Raw genomic sequence first — 24354 nt, 5'->3', positions numbered from 1 at the left:
TGCTTATTTTCTAGCTAACGCAGAAAGCTGGTATCGGGTTTATTGGCCGTATCTAAAAGCTTTTTAATAATCCCTGTAGTAGCATGCTTGCCAGTATTTCACCCAGCTCCTGGGGCGATTTTTCGCCCTCGGGCCTATACCATTGCGGCATGAAGTTCAGGGCACTCAGCAGCGTAAGGGCGGCAAACTTTTCGTCCATGGGCTTAAACAGGTGCTGGGCGATCCCCTGGCGAATCACCGCCCGATACATGCCTTCATAATTATCCCGCAGCCGTGCATACTCAGCCTTCGCCTCCGGCTCCAGGTGCTGCCATTCGCGGTTAAATACAGGTGCCTGCTCCAGGTTGCGTATCAAAACCTCTACGTGCAGCTCGATCATGCGCTGCAGCTTGCTGCGCGTGTTCAGCTCGCTTTCATACACGGGCCTCAGGGTGGCAGCAAAGTCATCCGCACACTGCCAGGCCAGCACCTGCAGGATCTCGCCCTTCGACCTAAAGTGACTATATACGCTGGCCGGCTCTATACCCACCAGGTCTGCCAGCTGGCGCATGCCAGCCCCATGGTAGCCTACCTCGCCAAACAGACGGGCGGCTACCGACAAAATAACGGCCCGTGTGCCAGATTGGCCTCCTTTCTGCGTATCTTGCCGCTGGCTAGTGCCTATATGAACGGGTAGATCTGCCATTGCCTAGTAAAGCTAACGATCGTTAGGCAAAAACGCAAGCCTTTCGCAGATAAACTGCAAGCTACTTTTCGTACTACCCCAAAAGCGCCGCCAAACTTGCCGCAATTATAGCCTCAGCACCCAGCCGTCCGCGCCGATAGGTACCGAATAAGCCCTGCCAAGCAAACAGGTATCGGCCTACCTAGGCTTAATGGGGTAGACCCGGTATAGCAAATGTTAGCAGCCAGTCCTATCTTGCCCCCAGATGAGAAGCGTACATGAATGGGCCTGGTTTATCGGGCTTGCCGTCTTGGGAGCTGCCGCAGAGTGGCTGCTGCCCGTTTGGCCGGGCATGGGCTTTGCCTTGGGGCTTACAGCGGGCTTGTGCCGCTACTTTGTTTACCGCTTTGTTGCCCTGTTTTATGTGCCTGTCTGCCTTATTTTCCTTTATCTGGCGCTCTATCTGCCGGCAACCATCCTGGCGGAAGACCAAGCCACCCCCCAACTGGGCATGCAGCAGGCACCCTTTAGCAATCTGTCTTTTCTTTTTGTAGTAGGAGGCTTCTCCGCTGCATTCTTCCTGTTTTACATTACGCTCTTTCTGGTGAATGTGGCAGAATACCCAGGCTGTATCACGGCCCTGGCAGCAGGTGGATGTGGAGCTGCAGGCGGCCTGCTTATCCTGCTGGTAGGCCCGCAGGTTGCGCCCAAAGGCTGGATACCAGGCATAGGGCCATTCTGGGCTTTGGCCTGGCAGCTACCCGTGGGGGCGTATCTACTTTTTCTGTTTCGGCGAATAGGCACCACCAGACCCACAACCGGATAGATTTTTTTCAATCCAGCATATTGGTTATTACTTATTAAATTCAAACACATGAACACAGTAAAGGTTGGGCTAACGGGCATGTCTTTTTTTGCCACGCATGGCGTATATGCAGAGGAGCATACACTCGGCAATCGATACGAAGTTTCGGTAGAAATGGCGTGCCAGGTAAAGCCCGGAGACCGCCTGGATCATACGGTAGACTATGCCGAGGCGTACCTGCTTATCTCACAACGCATGGCACAGCCCACCCTGCTGCTCGAGACCCTAACCCTGGAAATAGCCGAGGCACTGCTGGGCCTGCCAGATGTGCAGCGCGCTACGGTGCGGGTAGCCAAGGCGAATCCGCCCATTGGGGGTATTTGTGCCACAGCCTATGCCGAGATTAGCTTACCCTAAGCGCATACGCCAGGGGTGGATAATTGTCTATCTGGCGGCATCTCTGGCCGGGGTGGCCTGCACAGATGCAGGGCGGGTAGTAGTCTACTGCGATCCGTACAGCAGGCAGATGGCACAACCCCTGCTAGACTCGCTGGCAGATGCCGGTGCACAGCCCAAGCTGGTGGTGGGACCGGGTCATTTTCTTGCAAAAAAAATAGCCCTGGGTGCTCCCTGCCACTGGCTTATCCTACCCGACGCCCCCATCGTATGGCTAGCATACCGGCATACCTATACCCTGGCCGACACCCTGATACGGGTGTATAATCCGGCCAAAACCCCCGATATACTCTGCCTGGCAGAGGCAAGAAGCCCCATGCGACACTGGCAAGATATGTATCGGGAAAAAGTCTGGGGCCACTCAGCCACAACCTGCATAGAAATAGCTGAATTGAACTGCACCGACTACCTGGGCGCCAACATGATACGACATACCCTCCTGCCCCGCAGCATGCTAAAAAACTTGCCAGCCCAAAGCGAAGAGCAGCCCGGTTACCCCATGCGGCACCGGGTATTCAGTTTTTAGCTGAGGCTACCCCGCACAGGTAGCAGCGACTTTGTAAGCAGCGCGTTCATGCGCTTCTCATAAAATTCAAACGAGAGGATGCTGAGAATTAATGTAATTATAAAGCATAGAATAGCCAGCTCGGCCTCCAATCCAGCAAATGGTATTCCTAATAAAGGAAATAATTTTAGTGCTAAGGAGGACGTAAAACGAATTACAAGAAAATGAAGCAAGTAGAAAGCAAATGAAATCTCTCCTAAGTATACCAGTATCCTATTCTTCAGAGTATATGCAAAAAATCCATTCGAGAAGCTAAATGAAAAAATAATAGCTAACATCGGTATCCAGTAATAAACGGAATACCTGAATGTGACATCAACAATGAGATGAAAGCTAAAGAACAAAGAAAAAAGCACAATAGATGATATTTGAATTAGAGAAGAATTCCGCTGAATAAATGTAATTCTTTTGCCCTCATAATATAATTTACATAACAACATGCCAAGAATAAAATCCATGAACCTAAAGAAAGGATTAACGTAAACAATTGCATGATTTATGCCCCTATGAAAATCCAGACTCAAGAACAGTGAAACAAAAATAAACCCCAATATTATAACGAATAAGAAAAGGAAAAATATAATATTTTTAGAGATTCCATTCAGAATTCGAATGGCTTTGGGTGCTAAAGAATAAAAAAATAGTTCATTAGAAATACTCCAAGAAACATTATTTAAACTAAAGTAAAATGCCGAACTTGGTATGAAACTATGCAAAAGAAAAATATTTAGAACAAAATGAATATAAAAAAATTCATGATGCTTATCGCTATTTATAAATGAGATTAAAGATAGAATCAATGTAAGAAAATGAAGTGGATAAACACGGAATAATCTTCTCAGAAAAAAGACTCTATAGCTTATTCTTTTTTCTACTATTTTATCAAAATAATTGTATGTAATAATAAAGCCAGATAGAATAAAAAAGAAGCTTACCCCCAGAAAGCCTTCCTCAAAATAATTGTCATAGATTTCTTTGTATGCTTCATTGGCGCGAAGAAATCTCAAATGCGAAAGAAATACTACGAACGCAAAGAAGAAGCGCAAAGAGGTGAGTGCTGGCAGCAGGGGTGGTCTGGTTTCTCTGTGCGCTTCTCTGGAAGATTCGCCGATAGAAGGATGCAACAGGTCCATATTTCGTTCCAGGTCTCGCTGGTTACTCAACGGTTACGCTCTTTGCCAGATTTCGGGGCTGGTCTACATTGCAGCCGCGCAGTACGGCTATGTAGTAGCTGAGTAGCTGGAGCGGAATCACGGCGATGATGGGGTTCAATACTTCATCTATCCGGGGTATCTCTAGCACATGCTCTGCCACGGTGGGCAGCATGGTATCCCCTTCCGTAACTACAGCAATCACAATACCCTTTCGTGCCTTTACCTCCTGTATGTTCGATACTACCTTGTCATAGCTCTTATCTCGCGTAGCAATGAAGACGACTGGCATGTTTTCGTCGATCAGTGCAATGGGGCCATGCTTCATTTCGGCAGCCGGGTAACCCTCGGCATGGATATAGGATATTTCCTTCAGCTTCAGCGCACCCTCCAGCGCCACCGGAAAGTTGAAGCCCCGGCCGAGGTAAAGGAAATTACCTGCGTCCTTGTACAGCGCGCTGATCTCTTGCACCTGCGCATCCAGGCTGTGTAGCACATGGTGAATCAACTCTGGCAGGCGAATCAGCTCCTTGATTAGGGTATGGAATCGATTGTCAGACAGCGTCTGCCTACGCTGTCCAATGCGGATGGCAATCAGGGCCAGGGCTGTTACCTGGGCCGTAAAGGCCTTGGTGCTAGCTACGCCAATCTCTGGCCCGGCGTGTATATACACCCCTCCATCCGTTTCGCGGGGTATGGAGCTGCCTACTACATTGCACACACCCAGCACTGTGCAGCCGTAAGACTTGGCCAGCTTTACAGCGGCCAGTGTATCGGCTGTCTCGCCACTTTGGCTGATGGCAATCACAATGTCATCCGGATAGAGGACGGGGTCGCGGTATCGAAATTCGCTGGCATACTCCACCTCTACCGGTATACGGGCCAGGTCTTCGATAATATACTCTCCCACCAGGCCCGCGTGCCAGCTGGTGCCACAGGCCACAATAATGATGCGCTTGGCTCCTGCCAGCTGGTCGTCCATGTGGTCTAGCCCACCGAGGCGTACCTCGCTCATGTCGTGCGCTATGCGCCCACGCAGGCTGTCGGTTATGCTCTTGGGCTGCTCAAATATCTCCTTAAGCATAAAGTGGGCATAGCCCGATTTTTCAATCGCACTTAGCTCGATATCCAGGGTTTTGATCTCGGGGGTTACCTGGTCATTCTTTATCGTCTTGATCGTCAGCTCGTCTCGGCGAATAACGGCTATATCATTGTCATTCAGGTAAATAACACTCTTGGTAAATTCCACGATCGGCGTAGCATCTGAGGCAACAAAGTACTCGCCCTGGCCAATGCCGATCACCAGCGGGCTGGCGCGGCGGGCCGCTATCAGCATATCCGGCTCATCCTTGCACAGCACCACGATGCCAAAGGCACCCTCTACCTTGGATAGGGCCATGCGTACTGCATCCTGTGGGCTTACATGGCCTACCCGGTATACCTCCTCTATCAGCTGAACCAGTACCTCGGTGTCCGTGTCGCTCTTAAAGGTATAGCCCCTGTCGATGAGGCGCCTTTTCAGATGCTGGTAGTTTTCAATAATGCCATTGTGTATAATGGCAAATTTTCTGGACTCGCTGTAGTGCGGATGGGCGTTCTCGTCATTGGGTTCGCCGTGTGTAGCCCAGCGGGTATGGCCCATACCGATGGTGGCACGTGGATACTGGCCATCTATGTAGGCCTCCAGGTCTGCCACCTTACCCTTCTTCTTGAATACCTGAATGTCGCGATCCAGCAGGGCAATACCCGCAGAGTCATATCCCCTATACTCCAGCCGCTTGAGTCCATTTATCAGAATCGGGTATGCCTCCTGAAATCCGATGTATCCTACAATTCCACACATGATATGATCCTATTATTCAACGAAAAGAACCCGAACAGGGCTAAACAGGCAAAGATACACCACTCACGGCAGATTTGTGTAATACACGCGTACGCGCGGCCTGCGCGTTGGGTGGTCTATATTGCCCAGTACAGAGCGGGCGGCACTGGCAAAAGTGGGCAGCCCACTACTGGTGAACACCAGGGCAAGCGAGTTTGGTACCAGTAGCAGGTCATTTATCACACCGTCCTGCTCATAATACTGGTTCAAATAGCTGGTTATATTAAATTCGTACCGATCGGTTGCGGGCAAAAAGTCGCTCTGATTCAGGATGGCAGACTTTCGATCAATCTTCTCTCCGGTCTCGTCGGCCTGGTAGAGCTGTAGCGACCTGGGGATAGGGCGGTAATACAGGAAGGGATTGCTGTCCACATAGGTGGTATCCACCGGCAGCTCCAGTATGGCACGATTGATGGCAATCCGGTTGGCTGGCAGCTTGCTGATTTTGGCACGCACCTGAACCGGAAAAATGGACTGTAGTATAGCCACTTGTCGGCCAATCGGTGCGGCATCGCCCACCAGTTGGCCCAGTAGGGTGCCACTTATATCCCCGCGTTCCAGGTAGTTGGTGCGCTGTGTTACGCCACTCTGCACCGTTAGGGTATACACTTTGTTTTCGCCGGTGCCCCGGTAATAGATCTTCAGCGAGGCAGGTGCCGCACTCCCCACCAGTACATTTCGGAGGGCTACGGTGTACACCACCCCCACATCGCCCACCACAGGCTGGGTCTTGATGTGCAAACCCTTGAAAAACTGGTGGAAGTTCGTGTTATTGGCCAGCTGATCGCTTGTAGCGTCTAGTATACGCTGGGCCAGGCTTACATTCAGTTTGATCTTGATTGTGTCAGAACCAAGCTTATCGGCAGCCAGGGCAAAGCTGGCACCGCCGCCCAGCTCGGTTGTGCCTGTGGCAAAGCGGCTGGTGGCATAGTAGTTCGTGCCATCCGCAATACTCTCTGTCAGTTCATATACCTCCAGATTCAGCCTGCTGCTGGGCTTGCCATAGTAGTCCACCAGTGGCAGAAACAGGACGATAGAGTCGGCCACGGCATCGGCTTCGAAGGCTACGTTGGCCCCGGGGAGGCTAATCTGGGTGTAAATTTCAGCATTCACGCGGCCCAGCACGGGGTCGGTATAGTTGCCTAGCACGGCAGCCGTCACATTTTTGGTAAAGAGCGAATCCAGCGTGGGTATAAACGTATCCAGTTCTACTGTTGCACTATCCAGGTAGCCCACATTAGCCGGGGTATTCAGGCCCACATCCACAATGTCGGGCTCCCTACAGCCCACCAGGCCATACGCACATAGTACTACTGCGATAGCGAGAATGAGCCGCTGATGCGGAGCCTGCCTACCGGAGGCCGTATGCGCAAAACGATGAATGCGCCTAGTTGAGGATTTTCTTGTAGATGTCATTGTAGGAGTCCACCCCGTCTGCGTGGTCGGCGGTGATGGTTGCAAATCTATCTTGTTTTTCCACTTCTGCCAGGGTGCTGTGCAGCTCGCTGTGCACGGTGGTGCTGCCCTGGGTTACAAAATCTGCCAGCTTGATGCCGCCCCGGCTTACACCCAGGTAGGTATCTCCTCGATATTCATTTAGCAGATCCTCGGGCGTACCGTCCAGACGGGCCTTTTCGGCAAAATTATCAGGTAATTTCTCGCTCACCTCATTGTCATACACCGTATACAGCGTTTTGCTATCACGAAAAATGGGATCCTCGCGAAAGTGCGTTTTCAGGTAGAGGGGGATGAGTGCAGTCATCCAGCCATGGCAGTGGATGATGTTGGGTGTCCAGCCCAGCTTGCGCACGGTTTCGATCACTCCTTTGCAGAAGAAGATGGAACGCTCGTGGTTGTCTTCGTGAAAAGTCTTGCTCTTCGGGTCCGTAAGTACGCTCTTGCGCTGAAAGTAGTCCTCGTTATCCAGGAAATATACCTGCAGGCGAGCGTTGGGTATGGTAGCTACCTTGATGGTGAGGGGTTTCTCTTCATTTCCTACCCGGATGTTTATGCCCGACAGGCGTACTACCTCGTGCAACCGGTTTCTTCTTTCGTTGATAACACCGAAGCGCGGCATCAGGATTCGGATTTCGTGGCCCTTTTCCTGTAGCCCCTGTGGGAGAGAACGGATAAAATTTGCGGAATCGGACAGTACCAGAAATGGGTCAATCTCCATGGTGGCGTACAGGATCCGAAGTTTTTCCATAAGAGGTGAGTTAGTGGAACTGGATCGCAAAGGTACGGAATCCACCCGAATTTATCAAGTTGCGGCAACTTACTGTCTTTTTTTTATAACTCGCAATTTTTTCTCCACTATTTTTGGCCGCTTATGAAAATACTCTCTTCCGTCTCGGCTTTTCGGGCTTGGCGTGCCCAGGTACCCACCGGCCATCGGGTGGGCTTTATTCCCACCATGGGGGCCCTGCATGCCGGCCACCTGGCCCTGGTGAAAGCCGCGCGGGAAGAATGCGACACCGTAGTAGCCAGCATCTTTGTAAACCCCACGCAGTTTGACCGGGCCGAAGACCTGAGCAGCTACCCGCGCATGCCCGCTGAAGATGCGGCCCTGCTAAGCCACACTGGCTGCCACAGCCTGCTGCTGCCCACGGCAGAGGACATGTATCCGAATGGCCCAAGTGCCGTGAAGCTACATGTAGCAGGCGTATCCGAGGTGCTGGAGGGGGCCGCGCGGCCCGGCCACTTTGACGGAGTAGCCCTGGTAGTAACCAAGCTGCTGAACTTGGTGCAGCCCACCTACCTATACATGGGTGCCAAAGACCTGCAGCAGACCCGCGTAGTAGGCCGGATGCTCTCAGACCTATTTAGCCCAATCGTGCTGCGTATGTGCCCACCCTGCGCGAGGCCGATGGCCTGGCCATGAGCAGCCGAAACCGAAACCTGAGTGCCGCCCAGCGGGCTGCCGCGCCGGTGGTGTATCGGGCACTACAGCATAGCCTGGCCCAGTGGGAGGCCGGCGCAAGCAGGGAGGAGGCGCTGGCGGCAGGCTCCGGCATCCTGGCTACAGAACCCCAGGCCCGGATAGACTACCTGACCCTGGTAGACCATGATACCCTGCACCCCCCCACGGGGGGGCAGCGGCCCCCACGGGTAGCCATTCTGGCAGCTGTTTACTTTGGCCCCGTACGCCTGATAGACAATGTGGTGTCTGCTTGAAACGAATTTGTACTTTTGTCCCTCTTTTCCCCTGGCCCATGCTGGTAACAATGATGAAATCCAAGATTCACCGCGTGCGGGTGAATCAGCTAGAACTAAACTACGTAGGATCCATAACCCTGGATATGGATCTGGTAGATGCTGCCCAAATGCTGCCCAATGAGCGCGTGCAAATTGTAAACCTGAACAATGGAGCCCGGCTGGAGACCTACATCATAGCCGGAGAACGGGGCAGTGGCATTGTGGGGCTAAACGGCCCGGCTGCGCGCCTGGCTGCACCGGGCGATATCCTGATCATCATCTCCTACGCCCTGATGGAGGTGCAAGCAGCCAGAAGCTACGAGCCTATCGTGGTGTTTCCCGACCTGCATAACCGCCTGGCCCAATGAACAAGCGGCTAAAGGCTATACTGCTGTATGTGGGTGGATTTGGCCTGGGGGGCGGGCTGCTATACCTCGCACTGCGAAACATATCCTTTGCAGCCCTGTGGCATAACCTGCAGGCGGCAGATACTGGCCTCATCGTGCTGGCCCTGGTGGCTAGCCTGGCCGCCCACTACGCACGTGGCCTGCGCTGGAGCATGCTACTGGGCGCAGCCGGGCACCCCGTGAGTAGCCTGCGCACCTCGGCAGCAGTAATGGTGGGCTATATGGTAAACTATGCCGTGCCGCGCCTGGGCGAGGTAACCCGCTGTAGCCTGCTGATCAAGACCAACCGCATACCCCTGCTGGTAAGTGGCGGAACCGTGGTAACAGAGCGGGTAGTAGACGTGCTGCTACTGGGCCTGCTGCTGCTGACGGTGCTGCTGGGAGACTACGAGCGGATAACCGGCTATTTCCAGCTGGCACAAAACCCCCTGGATACCCTACCCCTCTGGGCAGTTCTGCTTGCCGTGGGGGTTATGCTCATCATCGGCCTGCTGCTGCTCCGCCTACGCAGGCGTATAGCCCGCATACCGGTACTGGCCAGCCTGTGGGGCTTTGTGCGCAGGCTGCTAAATGGCATGCTGAGTATTTTGCACCTTAGGCATCCCTGGGTGTTTGTCTTGCTTAGCCTGCTTATCTGGGTGGGCTACTGGGCCACCACCTATTTTTTTGTAGAGTCTCTGCCCATCGGCAGGGGGCATGGTCTCTGGTTTTCGCTGGTGCTCACTACCATGGGGGGCGTGGGCATGACCCTGCCCGTGCCAGGGGGCATTGGTCCCTTTCACCAGGCCATAGCCACCACCTTTTTGCTGTATGGCCTGGGGCAAGATACGGGCGTAATGGTAGCCCTGGTGCTACACACGCCCCAGCTGCTGCTGAATGTAGTGGTGGGTGGGCTTAGCTACGTATACCTGCTGTTTCAGCAGCCAACTGCCGAAAGCGCAGAGCCTGCTGCTGCGCAAGCTGCAGCCGATCAAACTGGGCAGTAGCCAATTGCCGTGCATTTGCCCGCATAGTGCGCAGCGCGTCGGGGTCAGCCGCCAGGTCGTCCAGTCGTCGCAGCCACTCCTTCCAGTCGCCCTGGGGGCACCCATAGCCACAGCGGTGCTGCTCCACCAGCTCGGCCTGCCAGCCACGGTAGTTTAGCAGCACCGGCAGGCCTGCGGCCAGGTAGTCATAAAACTTGTTCGCACTATTGGCCTCCAGCACAGCATGGGGCGCAAAGCAAACCAGACCCAGGTGGGCCTGCTGCAGCCGCTCATTCAGCATAGCCTTGGTCACAGGGGCATGCAGCCGTACCTGATCGGCCAGCCTGTATTCCTGTATCAGCTGGGCTATCAGTCCCGCCTCCTTTCCCCAGCCGTATAGGTCCAGGCTCCAGTGCGTATGCCCGGCAGTTTTCCATACATACAGTGCCAGGATCATCTCGTGCACCGCATTGGCCTGCCCCAGGGCACCGGTATACACCATGCGCAGGGGGGGCGGCCCCCCTACCGGGCCTGCGCTTCGGGGCACAAATTGTGCCAGGTCTGTGCCATTCAGGCTAACCGATAGGGAGATATGCGCCGGTAGCCGGTAGGGCTGCAGCTGGGCTGCCATGCCGGGGCTAAGTACGTATACCTGGCGGGCCTGCAGGTAGGTCCAGCGTGCCAGCCGCTTTAGCAGCCACAGCAGGGGGCCATCCTGCAGCAGGCCCATGCCCTGGGGCACCTCGGGCCACACATCCACCACCTCCAGCACCAGGGGCACCCCCATCAGGCGCCGTAGCAGGCCGCCCACCCAGCCCAGTGGCGGCGGGGTAATGCTTACCCACAGCACATCGGGCCGCTCTTGCAGGGCAGCCAGGCCTGCCCAGGCGGCAAACCGGAGGTAGGCCCAGATCTTCCGAACCCGCGAGTAGGACTGCTGGTAGGCCACTGGCAAGATAAGCACCTCCACCTGCCCATACCGCCGCCACTCGGGCCTGCGGATGTCATCGGCATCCGGAAAATAAGCCTTACTGGTAATACAGCGAATCCCGAGACCCGCATCGGCCCAATGCTGCATCAGCTGATACGACCGATCGTTTCCCCAGCCTGTGGGCGGGCAAAAATACTGATGCAGACAGAGGATGCGCATTAACGCGCCGAGACCGCCAAGGCTGCCTGGCGTGGTTCATCCTTGCCCAGGCTAACAATGGGCGCATGCGCTTTCATTTGGCGCACTTTGCTCTTAGCCAATCCCCTTTGGTAGATGTATAGAAAGATACCGAACACAGTAATGGGAACCGAGAGAAGCATAAGCGCATCGGTGATATTAAACAGGCTGGCCCATATCATCAGGAGTGCAGCCCCGCCCCCAATGCTGCCAGCCAGGCCAAAGACAAGCGGCACCCAAGCCTGTGGCACCCCAAAGTGGCACAAATGGTGGGTTGTGTGATCTCGCCCCCCTACAAAGGGGCTCTGCCCCCGGCGCAGGCGGGCTACACTTACAAAGGCGGTGTCCAGTATCGGCATCAAAAAAACCAGCAGCGGCAACACCACCTGGGGCACACCCGCAGCCGCAGGCACCACCTGGTGGATATTCCAGAAATACACAATACCGGCATAGGCCAGTATGGCACCCAGAAACTGACTTCCCGTATCGCCCATATACAGCTTGCTGGGGTGCCAGTTTAGAATCAGGAAACCTGCCAGGCTGCCAGCTATCCCCACAAAAAGGTAGAAAAACACATTACTGGTCTGGCCCGTAAGGTACATGGCCATTAGCGTGAAAAACACAATGACCAGAGAGGTGCTGCCCGTAACGCCATCCATATTGTCCAGCATGTTTATGCTGTTCATTAGCCCCACTACCCACAGCATCGTTAGCATACCGTCTGCCAGCGCATGGTTGAACAGGTGGATTTGGATGCCAAAGCCGAGCAAAATGAAGCCACAGCCCAGCTGGCCGATAAACTTAAGCAGGGGCCTTGTAGTGTACGCATCGTCTGCCAACCCAACCAGGAAGCCGAGGGTAACTGCCAGCAGAAAGGGCAGGTAGTTTTCGGAGGCCTCATAGGCCGCAGTATGCGGGATAAGGGTGTACACAACCGCACCAATGAGAAAAAGGATGAAAAAGGCAATGCCCCCCACCAGGGGCTTGCTCGTACTGGCCCAGCGAACCTGGGTGGTTACACCCTGCGACAGCTGACCGAGCCTGCCCGCGTAATTTATGAGTACGGCATTGAGCACATAAGAAAAAGCAAGCGTAAGCAAGAACAATGAAATCAGGATCATTCCCTTATTTATTTAGGCTGGTTCTTTATTGTTGTTAAACAACTTGTACGCAACAAATGTACGCTAATCCATCGTACAAGTGTTTTAGTCCCCCCTAAACGGTGAATTTTCTTCTTTGAACTGCACATTTGCCGTGCTAAATGGACCATTTTACGTACTCAACAAACCGATAGCAGCTAGCCGAGACTTCGAGACTTTATGGATAGTTGCTACCTTTGCCCGGTGATGGTGAAAATAACAAAAGAAGCCAAAGTAGCCATACTGGTGGTAGTAGCCGGGGCCATGCTTATTTTTGGCCTCAGCTACCTGAACGGCCGCTCTGTGCTGGGTACCAACCATACTTTTTACGTTTACTTCCCCAGTGCCGATGGCCTGAACCGTGGGGACAAGGTAAGCCTGCGGGGCGTGGACGTGGGAACCGTTCGGGCCAGAGAGATTGTGGGAGACGGCCAGGATGCCGTGCGGATAGAGCTGGAGATACAGTCTCAGATCAAGGTGCCATCCGACAGCTACCTGCTACTTACCGAAACCAGCCCCGTCTTTGGCCAGAAGCTGCTGGAGCTGCACCCAGGCACCTCGGGGCAGCTGCTAGAGGATGGAGCCACCATACGCGACAGTGTGGGCACTGGCCTGGCCGACAAGCTGGGCCGTACGGTAAACCCCACACTGGACCGCATAAACAACCTGTCGGACAACCTGATAGAAATGACTGGGCTGATCAATAAAATCATGCGCCGGGAAGATGCTAGGGCCAACGTAAGCATCCAAAACCTGGAACAGACCCTGGCCAATATCGCCTTTATCAGCAACCAGCTGAAGGGCACGGTGGCCAGCATCCAGCGCCTGAGCGATAATGCCAACCAGAACTTTATTGACCATCCGGACTTCAAAAAGATGCTGGGCAACACCCGGCAGGCTACAGATAGCCTGGCAGCCACCCTGGCAGAGGTGCGGGGGCTGGCCACCGAAACAACCCGCCTGGCCCAGGACCTGAAGCAGATAACCCATAACCTAAAGCAGGGGGATGGCACACTGGGAAAACTGCTCTACGACGAAGCCCTGTATGCCAACCTGACGGCCACTACGGCCTCGCTAAACGCCCTGCTGCAAGACATGACAAAGCACCCCAAACGCTATGTGCACTTCTCGGTCTTTGGCCGAAGGGATAAGGATAAAAAGGATAAGGAACAGAAGTAGCGGACTGCGGATGAACCCAAAACTGCCGATTTTAGCGCACATGGGCGGGCAAAAACCTGCCAGCTCTGCCGAAACAGCCGAGACAGGTAAAACAAGCCAAAAGTAATACTGGAACTAGCCGGGCAGCTACTCGGCGTAGTGGGTTACCTGCGCATCTCCCCACAGTTCCTCCAGGCCATAAAACTCGCGGGCACGGGGCAGCATCACGTGTACTACCACCGTTACAAAGTCTACCAGGATCCACTCCCCCTTCCGCTCGCCCTCCACATGCCAGGCGCGCTCTTTCAGGTTCTTCTTCACCTCATACTCCACACTGTCTGCAATAGCCCCTACCTGGGTATCGCTATTGCCTGAGCAAATCACGAAAAAATCGGCCACGGCATTCTTCAGGCCGCGCATATCCAGCACGCTGATGTCGAATCCCTTCTTCTCGCGTATGCCCCGCAGCACTTCTTCTACCAATACCGGAGCGGCAACCTGTGTATGTGTCATTCAAAAAAATGGGGAAGAAAAACAGACCGATTGTAGCATTAAATTAAAGGACGCAAGGTACACAAATAAAACAGCAAGAGACAACTACCTTTGTGCATGCAGCTCATTGGCAGCCAGCTTCTTTTTCTGGATACGGTAGATTCTACCAACACTTGGCTCCGGCTTAGCCAGCCGCATAGGCCCTGGCCAGATGGCACGGTGGTGGTGGCCGAGCACCAGCGGGCAGGCCGGGGCCAGCAGGGCAACCGCTGGGAGGCACCCGCCGGAGACAACCTGACCCTGAGTGTGCTGATCTACCCACGCAGGCTACAGGCCACCCACAGCTTTATGCTAAACAAGATGACGGCCCTGGCGGTAGCGGGGGCACTACAGGCGCTGGATATACCAGACGTGCAAGTGAAGTGGCCCAACGACGTACTGATTGGCGGGCGAAAAGCAGCAGGCATCCTGATAGAGAACAGCGTGCAGGGCAGCCTGGTGCAGCACAGCATACTGGGCATTGGGCTGAATGTGCAGAGCAGCCCCGCAGGCCTGCCGGCCACACACACACAGCTACACCATCCGGCTGGCAAAAGCGAGCTGCTGGAGCTGCTGCTGCAGCAGCTGAATGCCTGGTACCTGAAGCTACAGCAGCTGCAATATGCAGCGCTGGACGAAGCCTACTGGTCGCAGCTGTGGCTGCGCGAACGCCCACATACCTTTTGGCAGGCCGACACAGCGGGCAATGAGGTGCAGATTACGGGCCGGATAGTAGGCATATCGCCCCAGGGCCTGCTCAACCTTGAAACCGAGGCCGGCATCCGGCAGTTCGATCTGAAGCAAATCCGATTTGGATGAAACTGGTACTAGACATAGGCAATAGCCGGATAAAATGGGGCCTATGGGATGGCAGCAGCCTGACGGAGGTGCATGACTATGCCGGCACCCCAGATAGCCTGCCCACCCGGCTTCCGGTAGCCTATGCGGCTGTGGGCAGCTGCCCAGCCGACCTGAGCAGCTGGCTACAAGCCCGGCAGGCTACCGCGCTGGACGGGCTAAGCCCTGGGCTACTGCACAGCCTGTACCAAAGCCCACACACCCTGGGGGCCGACCGCTGGTGTGCCATACATGCCGCCTGGCTGAGGGCCGACAGGCGGGCCTGCCTGGTGCTGGATGTTGGTACGGCTGTAACTACCGACCTGGCAGACAACCAGGGGCGCTACCTGGGGGGCAGCATATCGCCCGGGCTGCACCTGCGCTACCAGTCCCTGCACACCTACACCCACCGGCTACCCCTCCTGCAGCCGGTAGAACCCTGGCCCGCCCTGGGCACCGACACCCGCACAGCCATACAGCAGGGGGTACAGCAGGGCCTGCTGTACGAGCTGGAGGGGCACATGGCACAGGCGCGGGCGCAATTTCCACAGCTTTCGGTCTTTTTAACAGGCGGGCAGGCCCAGCTATTTGCAAAACCCCTGGAAAGCCGCAACTTTGCACCCCTGCAGCTATGCCCAAGTTTGGTTCTGGAGGGGGTGGGCATTCTGTCTGCCCTGTAGAAAATGCCTATGAAACGCCTGCTGTTTGCCCTTTCACTGCTCTCTGCCAGCCAGGTAGGCCTGGCCCAGCAGCAGACGTTCAGTCCGTACTCAGAGTTTGGGGTGGGCGAACTGCAGCAGCCCGGACTGCTAAACCAGATTGGCATGGGTGGCGTGGGCATTGCCCTATATGACCGCTATCACATCCATGGCATAAACCCCGCAGGAAACGCCGTAGTACAATTTACTACGCTGGACTTCAGCGTACAGATACGCCAGCAAGCATTTACTAGCGACCTAAGCAGTGCCACCTTCAAGGCTGGCGGCCTGAACCAGCTGGCCTTTCTCTTTACCAAGCCCAACCTAAATTTTGCCATCACAGGCGGCCTGGCACCCTATAGCCGTACAGGCTACGAGGTGCGGCGCCTGGTTACCCTGACCAACGACCCGGACGGGCGTACCCTGCTGAGCGAGGCACAGGGCAATGGTGGCCTCAATCGCTTCTACCTGGGCACCGGCCTGCGGCTAAGTCGCCAGCTAAATGCTGGCCTGGAAGTATCCTACCTCTTCGGGCAGGTAGAGCGTAACTTTAATACTGCCTTTGCCAATCTATCCAGCGATGGCAGATATCTGGGTATACAGGACGGCACACAGACCCAGATAACGGAAACCAATAAGCCGCAAAACCTGCGCACACGGCTAGGCCTACAGTTTGGCGATACCCTGTACAGGGTGAGTACCCGGATGGAACGGATGCGTGAACGGGTGGTAGGCCAAGACAGTGCCCGATATGCCCACAAGCTGAACCAAATGCGTAAGGAGCAACGCAGCTACACGGAATACCGCCTGGGGCTGATAGCTGACCTGCCAGTATGGGCTGGCGTAAGCAGAGATGTGGTGCTGAGAAACAATGGGGGAGGCTCTACCCAGCGGTCCATTAGCGATACCCTGTCGCGCGGCAAAATAGCCGGCGCAACCTTCCCCTACACCCTGGGGGTGGGGATAGGCCTCCAGCGAGACTTGCGCTACCAGCTGGGGCTAGACGTTAGCCTACAAAACTGGAGCCAGTATGAGCTGGATGGGGTGAAACAAGGCCTGGAAGACCGCCTGCAGGTAGGCCTGGGCGGAGAATGGTATCCCAATAGAGAAACCGGCAACTTCAGTGCACCTTTCTACAGCCGCATAGCCTACCGGGCCGGTGTGTTTTATGAGCAGACCTACCTGAAGTTCGGCAGCGACCGCATCCAGGCCTACGGGGCATCGGTAGGGCTGGGCATACCCATTATACGCGGCTCTGCCAATAAACTGGACATAGCCGCACAGTGGGCGCAGCAGGGCACCACCCGAAATAGCCTGGTGCGCGAGAATAACCTGCGGCTAATGGTAGGCATCAGCTTTACCGAGCGCTGGCTTACCCAACGCAAGTACCGATAATACCACCACCGTCCATGTCTGCCGCCGCTCGTATCTTCACCCGCCTCTGGAGCCTGTGGTTTGCCTTTGGCTGGCTGAGTGTGTACCCACTGGTGTGGCTAGTGCAGATGCTGGGGCTTAGCTTCAAAACCCCCTGGGGAGACCGGATAGCCCACTACGCCAACACCGTGTGGGGCTACTATGGCATGCTGATAGGCCTGTGCTGGGTAACCCCCATACGGCACGGCAGGCTGCCCCGTGGCCATACCTATATCTACATGAGCGACCACCGCAGCTATATGGATATACCCGCCTGCCACGTAGCTTTCTTCCGCTTCTTCCGCTACATAGGCAAGGCCGAGCTGGGCAAGATTCCCCTTTTCGGGCTCATGTACCGGCGGCTACACATTATGCTGGACCGCAGCTCGCCCGTGGCGCGCGCCCGCAGCCTGCAGCTGGCTGCCCAGGCACTCAAGCAGGGCGACTCGCTCTTCATCTTCCCCGAGGGCACCACCCGCCACCCCGACCCCAAAACGCTCCTGCCCTTTCAGGAGGGCGCATTCGCCCTGGCTATCAAGACAAAAACCCCCATCGTGCCGGTGGCATGGATTGGCAACCGAAAGATGCTGAGCGGGGATGGAAGCTTCCGGATGCGGCCCTTCGTGCACATCCGGGCCCATATTCATCCGCCCATTCCTACAAAAGACCTGGATTTGAGCCAGGTAACCGCCCTGCAGGAGCAGGTGCGCGGCTGGATTCAACATCAGATTACAACCCATGAAAATTGATGATGCGCTGATAAACAAACTGGGCGACCTGGCCAAGCTCTCTTTTCCGGATGAGCGGCGCGAAGCCCTGAAGGCCGACCTGACCAGGATGCTGGACTTTGTAGAGAAAATAAAGGAGCTGGACACAGAGGGCATAGCCCCCCTCATCCACATCTCCGAGGCTACCAATGTGTGGCGAGCCGACAGCGTGTACCAGGAGCTAAGCCACGAGGAGGCACTCCGAAACGCCCCAAAGAAAGACTCGGACTACTTCCGTGTACCCAAAGTATTGAAATCCTGAACCCGGAACACGTGGAACGGAAACAAGCGGACCTGCCGACTAGCCCACCACGCGTGCCGCTGTCCTTCTTCTACCACCGGCTGAGCCCGGGCGGCAAGCAGCTGTTTCGCATAGCCTGGCTTACGCTGGCGCTGGCGGTAGCCCTGCTGGTGCTGGCCGACCAATACCCGGCCCAGTGGGCCGTGCCGGTGCAGCCCGACAGCCTGCACAAAAGCGAACCAGTGGTGCTGGAAACAGTAGAGCACAACTACCGGGCCATCAATATCCTGGCCAATGCCACGTACAGCTTCACCACCTATGGGGCAGGCATGCTAAGCCCCCAGCCCTGGATGATCTGGGTGCTGGCCGGCTTTCTGCTTATCGGCTGGAGCCTGCTACTGGTGGCCAGCACGCGCCTGGAGGGGCTGGCGCTCTATGCCTTCTACTTCTTCTACATCCTCTACACATATGGCAGCGGCACCAGCGAGCGCCTATTGGGCAATCCATCGCCCTACCTGTCTCTGGTTCCGGCTTTTCTCTTTCTGGGGCCGGCCTATTACTTCAAGCTCAAGCCTTTCAAAATCAATGTATTGGGCCAGTTTCTTATCTTCGTTGGCCTACATATTTTTCTGTTCACCTTCCACTACATCCGGCTAGGGCTGGGCGGTGTGCATGCCCAGGCCACCACGGGTCATGCAGTGCTGCTCATCCTGGCCTTCGTGTTCATGCTGCTGTGCAGCAAGGACCTGATGGCCGCCTACGTCTACCTGGCTACCAATGCTGCTACGCCCAAACGGCGCCTGGCCCCCAGGTGGCTATTTCTCATTGGGCTAGGCCTGCTGGTGCTGCAGCTGCCCCCCGCACTGGCACTGATGGGTGTACTGCCTGGGCACTGGCTGTGGGTCAGCCCCATGCTGCTGCTAGGCCTAGCTGCCCTGCTCACTGTCTTTACCAGCCAGAACGCCTATCACCAGGTGCAAGACCTGGTGCGCGACAACCTGCACTACTGCCTGCTCATCCTGGGGCTGGGCATCCTGGGCACCGCTACCCTGGCCTACGACTTTATGCTAGGCGAAATGAGCCTGCGCCTGGCCTTCTACCGCCTTACGGCCGTAGCCTTTGTAGCCACGGGCCTAGGCTACCTGTTCTACCTGTGGGCCAATTTTGGCGACCTGCTGCTGCACCGTGTGCCCCTGTACTACCTGCTGATGAAGCCCCGGCGCGTGCGTTTTGCCGCAGTATGGTTTATGGCCGTGGTCTTTCTGGTTATGCTGGAGGGGATGGGCAACTGGTATGGCTACCGCGCAGTGCGGGCCACGCAGCTAAACAAGCGGGCCGATCAGGCCCTGCTGGCAGGCCAGATCCAGGATGAAGTTGTATCGTACCGGGGCATACCCCTACCCGGTCAGTCGGGCGCCATATCGCTATACGAGGCGGCCATGAGCCAGGTGGGGAGCGACCCCAAGGCCAACCTGAACCTGGCTGCACTCAAGATAGGCCTGCTGCAAGAGATAACCCCCGGCGACGAAGCCAATGAGATCCTGCGCCACTACGAGCTGGCCGGCCACGCCAGAGACTTTCGGTTTACCGCGCTGAACTATGGCCGCCTGCTGGCACAGCTGGGGTACATAGACCGGGCCAAAGCGCAACTAAAAACCTATACGACACACATAGCCGATGAGCGGGTGTATGCAAACCTGGCTGCCCTATACTACTACACCGGCGACCCGGACAGCACCCTCTACTACCTGAAAAAAGGGCTGGAAACCAATATGAACAATGCCCTGCTGTATGCCAACATGGCGGCAGTGTACCACGACTGGAATCGCCCGGAGCAGGCCCTGCGCTTTGCCGAGGCGGGCTACAAGGCAGCCCCACAGAACCCGGCCGCGCAGCAGAACCACCTGTTTATGCTACTGCGCTATGGCAAGAAACCCGGCCCACCCGAACCCCTGGACACAGAGCTGGCTGCAGCCTACCCGGCGCAGGCGTACCTGAACCAGGCCCTGGCCCTGTACCGAGCCGGCAAACTGGCTGCAGCAGACCAGGCCACAGACCAGCTGAACCGGAGCCTGGCACAGCAGGACCAGAGCCTGCCCGATGCCCAGCTGATGCGGCTGATAACCCGGGCCCGGATGGATAGCCTGGAGCAGGTACGATCGCACTACCAATACATCGAGCAGTTTCACCCCAAACTGAAGGGCGCAGCGGCCCATGTGATGGGCGTATTTGCCTACCGGCACAATGCCCTGCCCACCGCCCGGCACTACTTTCTGGAGGCTGCCAGCGAGGGGCAGGATGCGGATAGCCTGATGGCAGCCTTCACCCTACTGGATGAGGGCTACCACGAGGAGGGCTACCAGATGCTGCAAAGCCTGAACCTGCAGAGCCCGGCCTACCGCGTACCCATCCAGCAGGAAATGGCCGTGCTAGACTCCGTGTACGGCATACCGGCCGCATTTATCCCCTGGAACTTTGAAAACATGACGGAGGACCTGGCCCTGCGCATGGCACACTATGCGGGTATAAGGCATAAGCCCCACATAGCCGTACAGGCGCTGCAGCCCCTGGTGGAGCAGAACCCCAAGGGTGCCCTACCCTACCTGGAGATGGGCTGGGTGTATGCCCAGCTGGGCGAGCAGGCCAGCGCCCGCGAGCAGTACCAGGCCGGCCTGAAACAACAGCCCGGTCACCCGGGCCTACAGCTGGCTATGGCCAATAGCTGGCTGGCAGATAGCCAGGCTGCCAAGGCCGACCCTATCCTGCAGCGGCTGAAGCCCGTGCCAGACGTGTGGGCAGCACGGGCCAGGATGCACCTGCTGCGGGCAGACACGGCCCAGGCAATACAATGCTACCAGCAGGCACTGAAACAAGACACCCTGAACCTGGCCTGGCACCAGGCCCTGGCAGAGCTGTATGCCGCGCGCGGCCTGCCACTGGAGTGCTATCGCCACTGGAGTGCCTGCATCCGCCTGGATGCACAAAACCCAAAATTGCTGGAGCGCTATGCCTGGGCCGCCTGGGGGATCGGTTTCGAAAAAGACAGCCGCCTAAGCCTGGAGCTGGCCATAGCCCAGGCCGTTACACCGGCCGAGCGCACAAGGCTGGAGACCTCGCTGAAAAAACTGGAGGCCGAAATCCATGCCCAAAATTTCAAACCCATTGAATGATTAGCCTAGCCATTTTTGCCTCTGGCAATGGCAGCAATGCCCAGGCAATGATCGACTATTTTGCCGGGCACAGCCTGGTAGAGGTGGCACTAATAGTAAGTGACAACCCCCAGGCCTATGTGCTGGAACGGGCCAGGCTGGCGGCCATCCCGGCCATAACCCTAAGCCAGGAAGTGTGGCGATCGGGCACCCAGCTGGTGCACCTAATGCAGCACCACCGCATCCACTGCATCGTGCTGGCAGGCTACCTGAAGCTGATACCAGCGGAGCTAGTGCGGGCCTACCCCCGGCGTATCCTGAACATCCACCCAGCCCTGCTGCCCAAGTACGGCGGAAAGGGCATGTACGGCGCACGGGTACACCAGGCTGTGATAGAGGCCGGAGAACGGGAAAGCGGCATAAGCATACACTATGTGAATGAGCGATACGATGAGGGCGAGCTGATAACCCAGCAGCGCCTGGAGATACTGCCCGGCTGGACCGCCACAGACCTGCAGCAGGCCATTCATGCACTGGAACACCGCTGGTACCCACCCACCGTGGAAAAGATTTGCACGGCTTTTAACAAAATTTAGGGTTAACTTGCCATTCAAACCGATTTTGCAGCTTCAGTTTACAGTACGGTGGAAGTAAAACCTATTCGCTCGGCCCTGCTCTCTGTGTTTCACAAGCAGGGGCTTGACCGCATTGCACAGAGCCTGCATGCAGCAGGCGTACAGCTTTACAGCACAGGCGGCACAGCTTCCTATCTGCAGGGGCTGGGCTGTAGCGTGCATGAGATTTCCGACATTACGGGCTACCCCAGCATACTGGGTGGGCGGGTAAAGACGCTGCACCCCGCTGTATTTGGCGGCATACTGGCTCGGCAGTCCGACCCCGCACACCTACAGGACATGGAGGCCCACGGCCTGCCCTTTTTTGACTTGGTGGTGGTAGACCTCTACCCATTCGAAAAAACCCTGGAAGAAACCGACGACGAGGCCACCATCATTGAGAAAATAGACATCGGTGGCGTAAGCCTGATACGCGCTGGTGCCAAAAACTATCGCGATGTAGCCATAGTGGCTAGCCAGGCCGAGTATGACTACCTGGCCCAAACGCTAGAGGCCAATGGAGCCGCCACCAGCCTGGCAGACCGTAGATACCTGGCCGGACGTGCCTTTGCCGAAACCATGCGCTACGATACGGCCATAGCAGGCTACATGGCCGGTGCCCCCCTGCGCTATGGCGAGAACCCCCACCAGCAGGCACACTACATAGGCAATGCAGACGAACTGTATGAGCTACTGGGCGGCAAGGCGCTGAGCTACAACAACCTGCTGGATATGGATGCTGCCCTGCGGGCCATCCGAGACTTTGACCCCGGCACCTTCGTCATCATCAAGCACACCAATGCCTGCGGCATAGCCACGGGCAACAGCGCTGCCGAAGCCTATAGCCGCGCACTGGCCTGCGACCCCGTAAGTGCTTTTGGCGGCATCCTGATAACCAACCTGCCGGTGGATCTGGCTGCGGCACAGGCCATGCACAGCCAGTTTTTTGAGGTACTGCTCGCCCCACAGATCAGCACTGAGGCCCTGGCCCTGCTGCAGCAAAAGGCCAATCGGCGAATCATCCGCTACAAACACCTGAACCTGCCCCGCCGCGAGCAGCGCAGCATACTGAATGGGCTGCTGGTGCAGGAAACCGACCGTGCCGTATCCACCCCGGAAACACTGGAGATCGTAACCGGCCCCCAGCCCGATGCCCGCAGAACGGCCGACCTGCTGATGGGCGAGCGCTGCGCTAAGCAGCTGAAAAGCAACGCCATTGCCATTGTAAAAGATGGCCAGATGATCGGGGCTGGCTGCGGCCAGACTAGCCGGATAGATGCCCTGAACCAGGCCATAGACAAGGCCCGGCGCATGGGCTTCGACCTGAAAGACGCCATTCTGGCTTCCGACGGCTTCTTCCCATTCTCAGACGGGGTGGCGGCCGCGCATGCAGCAGGCATCCGCTACATCCTGCAGCCAGGCGGCAGTGTGCGAGACCAAGAGACCATAGACTACTGCAACCAACAGGGCCTGACCATGGCCATAACCGGAACCCGACACTTTAGACATTAAATCCGCATGGGACTGTTTGATTTCCTGACCCGAGAGATTGCCATTGACCTGGGTACTGCCAATACCCTGATCATGTATAACGACAAGGTGGTGGTAGATGAGCCCTCCATCGTGGCCATAGACCGGAACAACAACAACAAGGTAATAGCCGTGGGCAAAGAAGCCCTCATGATGCACGAAAAGACCCATGAGAACATCAAGACCGTGCGGCCGCTGCGCGATGGGGTGATTGCAGACTTTACCAACGCCGAGGCCATGATTCGGGAGTTCATCAAGAAGATTAACACCGAAAGAGGCTTCTTTGCCACCAGCCACCGTATGGTTATCTGCATCCCCTCGGGCATTACCGAGGTGGAGAAACGCGCCGTGCGAGACAGTGCCGAGCATGCCGGGGCCAAGGAAGTGCACATGCTGCACGAGCCCATGGCTGCCGCCATTGGCATAGGCATAGATGTGCAGGCACCCGTAGGCCACATGGTGGTAGACATTGGGGGGGGCACTACCGAGATTGCCGTTATTGCCCTCAATGGCATCATCTGCGACCAGAGCATCCGCACCGCAGGCGACGAGCTGACCAATGACATACTGGAGTACGTACGCCGGCAGCACAACCTGCAGATAGGCGAAAAAACTGCCGAACGAATCAAGATAGAGGTGGGAGCAGCCATACCCGAGCTGGACAACCCACCCGAAAATGTGGAGATAAAGGGCCGAGACATTATGACCGGTATCCCCAAGAAGATCTCCATCAGCTACAAGGAAGTAGCCCATGCCATCAACAAATCGATTGTCAAGATAGAGGATGCCATCCTGAAAGCCCTGGAGATGACCCCGCCAGAACTGTCGGCAGACATCTATGAGCATGGCATACACCTTACCGGGGGCGGTGCCCTGCTGCGCGGCCTGGATATCCGCATCAAAGAAAAAACCAAACTCCCCATCCACGTGGCCGACGACCCCCTGCGGGCGGTGGTGCGTGGTACTGGTATCGCACTCAAGGAATTTAAAAAATACAAATACCTGATGCAGTAGTCCAC

The 24354-nt window shown here is 56.2% G+C and carries 24 protein-coding genes; 17 read left to right on the top strand and 7 right to left on the bottom strand.

Annotated features, from left to right (window positions below):
• Window positions 1–52 precede the first annotated feature (52 nt).
• On the bottom strand, window positions 53–685 hold the full coding sequence (locus LW884_09235; GenBank protein MCE3008508.1) for a TetR/AcrR family transcriptional regulator: 633 nt from the start codon (window positions 683–685) through the stop codon (window positions 53–55).
• Between the two features lie 244 nt (window positions 686–929).
• Here LW884_09235 and LW884_09230 point away from each other — a divergent pair, with 244 nt between their 5' ends.
• The 3 genes from LW884_09230 to LW884_09220 all read left to right on the top strand — a co-directional run bounded on the left by LW884_09230 (window position 930) and on the right by LW884_09220 (window position 2451).
• The gene (locus LW884_09230; GenBank protein MCE3008507.1) at window positions 930–1490 is read left to right on the top strand and encodes a hypothetical protein; all 561 of its coding nucleotides are present in this window, start codon (window positions 930–932) and stop codon (window positions 1488–1490) included.
• A gap of 48 nt (window positions 1491–1538) precedes the next feature.
• Window positions 1539–1886, top strand: coding sequence for a dihydroneopterin aldolase (gene folB / locus LW884_09225; protein MCE3008506.1), 348 nt, complete (start codon window positions 1539–1541; stop codon window positions 1884–1886).
• A gap of 109 nt (window positions 1887–1995) precedes the next feature.
• On the top strand, window positions 1996–2451 hold the full coding sequence (locus LW884_09220) for a hypothetical protein (protein MCE3008505.1): 456 nt from the start codon (window positions 1996–1998) through the stop codon (window positions 2449–2451).
• Between the two features lie 1194 nt (window positions 2452–3645).
• Here the strand turns inward: LW884_09220 and glmS are convergent.
• The 3 genes from glmS to LW884_09205 form a co-directional block, all read right to left on the bottom strand.
• Window positions 3646–5484, bottom strand: a complete 1839-nt coding sequence (gene glmS, locus LW884_09215) for a glutamine--fructose-6-phosphate transaminase (isomerizing) (GenBank protein ID MCE3008504.1) — start codon at window positions 5482–5484, stop codon at window positions 3646–3648.
• A gap of 63 nt (window positions 5485–5547) precedes the next feature.
• A complete protein-coding gene (locus tag LW884_09210) occupies window positions 5548–6813 on the bottom strand; it encodes a DUF4270 domain-containing protein (GenBank protein MCE3008503.1) in 1266 nt (421 codons plus the stop codon).
• Window positions 6814–6910: 97 nt separating this feature from the next.
• Window positions 6911–7729, bottom strand: coding sequence for a glycogen/starch synthase (locus LW884_09205; protein MCE3008502.1), 819 nt, complete (start codon window positions 7727–7729; stop codon window positions 6911–6913).
• A 123-nt stretch (window positions 7730–7852) separates the two neighbouring features.
• Here LW884_09205 and LW884_09200 point away from each other — a divergent pair, with 123 nt between their 5' ends.
• The 4 genes from LW884_09200 to LW884_09185 are packed head-to-tail and all read left to right on the top strand — an operon-like array spanning window position 7853 to window position 10111.
• On the top strand, window positions 7853–8404 hold the full coding sequence (locus tag LW884_09200) for a pantoate--beta-alanine ligase (GenBank protein MCE3008501.1): 552 nt from the start codon (window positions 7853–7855) through the stop codon (window positions 8402–8404).
• Entirely contained in the window at window positions 8368–8697 is a 330-nt protein-coding gene (locus LW884_09195) for a pantoate--beta-alanine ligase (protein MCE3008500.1), read from the top strand. Before LW884_09200 ends, LW884_09195 begins: the two co-directional genes overlap by 37 nt.
• 38 nt (window positions 8698–8735) lie before the next feature.
• Window positions 8736–9086 (top strand): aspartate 1-decarboxylase, encoded by a 351-nt coding sequence (locus LW884_09190; protein ID MCE3008499.1) that lies wholly within the window; start codon window positions 8736–8738, stop codon window positions 9084–9086.
• Entirely contained in the window at window positions 9083–10111 is a 1029-nt protein-coding gene (locus LW884_09185; protein ID MCE3008498.1) for a flippase-like domain-containing protein, read from the top strand. The genes LW884_09190 and LW884_09185 overlap by 4 nt, the downstream gene beginning before the upstream one ends.
• Here LW884_09185 and LW884_09180 read toward each other — a convergent pair.
• Window positions 10020–11240, bottom strand: a complete 1221-nt coding sequence (locus LW884_09180; protein ID MCE3008497.1) for a glycosyltransferase family 4 protein — start codon at window positions 11238–11240, stop codon at window positions 10020–10022. The two genes, LW884_09185 and LW884_09180, sit on opposite strands and share 92 nt — an antisense overlap.
• The gene (locus LW884_09175) at window positions 11240–12379 is read right to left on the bottom strand and encodes an undecaprenyl/decaprenyl-phosphate alpha-N-acetylglucosaminyl 1-phosphate transferase (protein MCE3008496.1); all 1140 of its coding nucleotides are present in this window, start codon (window positions 12377–12379) and stop codon (window positions 11240–11242) included. Before LW884_09175 ends, LW884_09180 begins: the two co-directional genes overlap by 1 nt.
• A 225-nt stretch (window positions 12380–12604) precedes the next feature.
• On the opposite strand from LW884_09175, the gene LW884_09170 reads away from it, so the two are divergent.
• A complete protein-coding gene (locus LW884_09170; protein MCE3008495.1) occupies window positions 12605–13576 on the top strand; it encodes an MlaD family protein in 972 nt (323 codons plus the stop codon).
• A gap of 126 nt (window positions 13577–13702) precedes the next feature.
• On the opposite strand, the gene rsfS is transcribed toward LW884_09170, so the two are convergent.
• Entirely contained in the window at window positions 13703–14068 is a 366-nt protein-coding gene (gene rsfS / locus LW884_09165; GenBank protein MCE3008494.1) for a ribosome silencing factor, read from the bottom strand.
• A gap of 96 nt (window positions 14069–14164) precedes the next feature.
• Between rsfS and LW884_09160 the strand changes: the two genes are divergently transcribed.
• Genes LW884_09160 through LW884_09120 form a run of 9 tightly spaced genes read left to right on the top strand, consistent with a single transcriptional unit; the run spans window position 14165 to window position 24349 of the window.
• Window positions 14165–14905, top strand: a complete 741-nt coding sequence (locus LW884_09160) for a biotin--[acetyl-CoA-carboxylase] ligase (GenBank protein ID MCE3008493.1) — start codon at window positions 14165–14167, stop codon at window positions 14903–14905.
• On the top strand, window positions 14902–15603 hold the full coding sequence (locus LW884_09155) for a type III pantothenate kinase (GenBank protein MCE3008492.1): 702 nt from the start codon (window positions 14902–14904) through the stop codon (window positions 15601–15603). The genes LW884_09160 and LW884_09155 overlap by 4 nt, the downstream gene beginning before the upstream one ends.
• A gap of 9 nt (window positions 15604–15612) precedes the next feature.
• On the top strand, window positions 15613–17016 hold the full coding sequence (locus tag LW884_09150) for a hypothetical protein (protein MCE3008491.1): 1404 nt from the start codon (window positions 15613–15615) through the stop codon (window positions 17014–17016).
• A gap of 14 nt (window positions 17017–17030) precedes the next feature.
• On the top strand, window positions 17031–17783 hold the full coding sequence (locus LW884_09145) for a 1-acyl-sn-glycerol-3-phosphate acyltransferase (protein ID MCE3008490.1): 753 nt from the start codon (window positions 17031–17033) through the stop codon (window positions 17781–17783).
• Entirely contained in the window at window positions 17773–18063 is a 291-nt protein-coding gene (gene gatC, locus LW884_09140; GenBank protein ID MCE3008489.1) for an Asp-tRNA(Asn)/Glu-tRNA(Gln) amidotransferase subunit GatC, read from the top strand. Before LW884_09145 ends, gatC begins: the two co-directional genes overlap by 11 nt.
• Before the next feature lie 11 nt (window positions 18064–18074).
• Window positions 18075–21212: a hypothetical protein gene (locus tag LW884_09135; protein ID MCE3008488.1), complete on the top strand. Its 3138-nt coding sequence runs from the start codon at window positions 18075–18077 to the stop codon at window positions 21210–21212.
• Complete coding sequence (purN, locus tag LW884_09130) at window positions 21209–21787, top strand: phosphoribosylglycinamide formyltransferase (protein MCE3008487.1); 579 nt, start codon at window positions 21209–21211, stop codon at window positions 21785–21787. Before LW884_09135 ends, purN begins: the two co-directional genes overlap by 4 nt.
• Window positions 21788–21835: 48 nt before the next feature.
• A complete protein-coding gene (purH, locus tag LW884_09125) occupies window positions 21836–23317 on the top strand; it encodes a bifunctional phosphoribosylaminoimidazolecarboxamide formyltransferase/IMP cyclohydrolase (GenBank protein MCE3008486.1) in 1482 nt (493 codons plus the stop codon).
• Window positions 23318–23323: 6 nt separating this feature from the next.
• Window positions 23324–24349, top strand: coding sequence for a rod shape-determining protein (locus LW884_09120; GenBank protein ID MCE3008485.1), 1026 nt, complete (start codon window positions 23324–23326; stop codon window positions 24347–24349).
• The last annotated feature ends 5 nt before the right edge of the window (window positions 24350–24354 follow it).

This window comes from Bacteroidota bacterium (assembly GCA_021300195.1).
Classification (GTDB): Bacteria; Bacteroidota; Bacteroidia; order J057; family JAJTIE01; genus JAJTIE01.
The sequence above is the reverse complement of the archived record's forward strand: the minus strand, read 5'-3'. Positions and strand labels throughout refer to the sequence as shown.

Bases quoted from the DNA above. Each gene is read 5' to 3' on its own strand.
- LW884_09150 (MCE3008491.1), top strand. From the start codon at position 15,613: ATGAAACGCCTGCTGTTTGCCCTTTCACTGCTCTCTGCCAGCCAGGTA.
- LW884_09230 (MCE3008507.1), top strand. From the start codon at position 930: ATGAGAAGCGTACATGAATGGGCCTGGTTTATCGGGCTTGCCGTCTTG.
- gatC (MCE3008489.1), top strand. From the start codon at position 17,773: ATGAAAATTGATGATGCGCTGATAAACAAACTGGGCGACCTGGCCAAG.
- LW884_09190 (MCE3008499.1), top strand. From the start codon at position 8,736: ATGCTGGTAACAATGATGAAATCCAAGATTCACCGCGTGCGGGTGAAT.
- LW884_09155 (MCE3008492.1), top strand. From the start codon at position 14,902: ATGAAACTGGTACTAGACATAGGCAATAGCCGGATAAAATGGGGCCTA.
- LW884_09180 (MCE3008497.1), bottom strand. From the start codon at position 11,240: ATGCGCATCCTCTGTCTGCATCAGTATTTTTGCCCGCCCACAGGCTGG.
- LW884_09170 (MCE3008495.1), top strand. From the start codon at position 12,605: ATGGTGAAAATAACAAAAGAAGCCAAAGTAGCCATACTGGTGGTAGTA.
- folB (MCE3008506.1), top strand. From the start codon at position 1,539: ATGAACACAGTAAAGGTTGGGCTAACGGGCATGTCTTTTTTTGCCACG.
- LW884_09200 (MCE3008501.1), top strand. From the start codon at position 7,853: ATGAAAATACTCTCTTCCGTCTCGGCTTTTCGGGCTTGGCGTGCCCAG.
- LW884_09120 (MCE3008485.1), top strand. From the start codon at position 23,324: ATGGGACTGTTTGATTTCCTGACCCGAGAGATTGCCATTGACCTGGGT.
- LW884_09145 (MCE3008490.1), top strand. From the start codon at position 17,031: ATGTCTGCCGCCGCTCGTATCTTCACCCGCCTCTGGAGCCTGTGGTTT.
- purN (MCE3008487.1), top strand. From the start codon at position 21,209: ATGATTAGCCTAGCCATTTTTGCCTCTGGCAATGGCAGCAATGCCCAG.
- LW884_09160 (MCE3008493.1), top strand. From the start codon at position 14,165: ATGCAGCTCATTGGCAGCCAGCTTCTTTTTCTGGATACGGTAGATTCT.
- rsfS (MCE3008494.1), bottom strand. From the start codon at position 14,068: ATGACACATACACAGGTTGCCGCTCCGGTATTGGTAGAAGAAGTGCTG.
- LW884_09235 (MCE3008508.1), bottom strand. From the start codon at position 685: ATGGCAGATCTACCCGTTCATATAGGCACTAGCCAGCGGCAAGATACG.
- LW884_09205 (MCE3008502.1), bottom strand. From the start codon at position 7,729: ATGGAAAAACTTCGGATCCTGTACGCCACCATGGAGATTGACCCATTT.
- glmS (MCE3008504.1), bottom strand. From the start codon at position 5,484: ATGTGTGGAATTGTAGGATACATCGGATTTCAGGAGGCATACCCGATT.
- LW884_09220 (MCE3008505.1), top strand. From the start codon at position 1,996: ATGGCACAACCCCTGCTAGACTCGCTGGCAGATGCCGGTGCACAGCCC.
- LW884_09175 (MCE3008496.1), bottom strand. From the start codon at position 12,379: ATGATCCTGATTTCATTGTTCTTGCTTACGCTTGCTTTTTCTTATGTG.
- LW884_09185 (MCE3008498.1), top strand. From the start codon at position 9,083: ATGAACAAGCGGCTAAAGGCTATACTGCTGTATGTGGGTGGATTTGGC.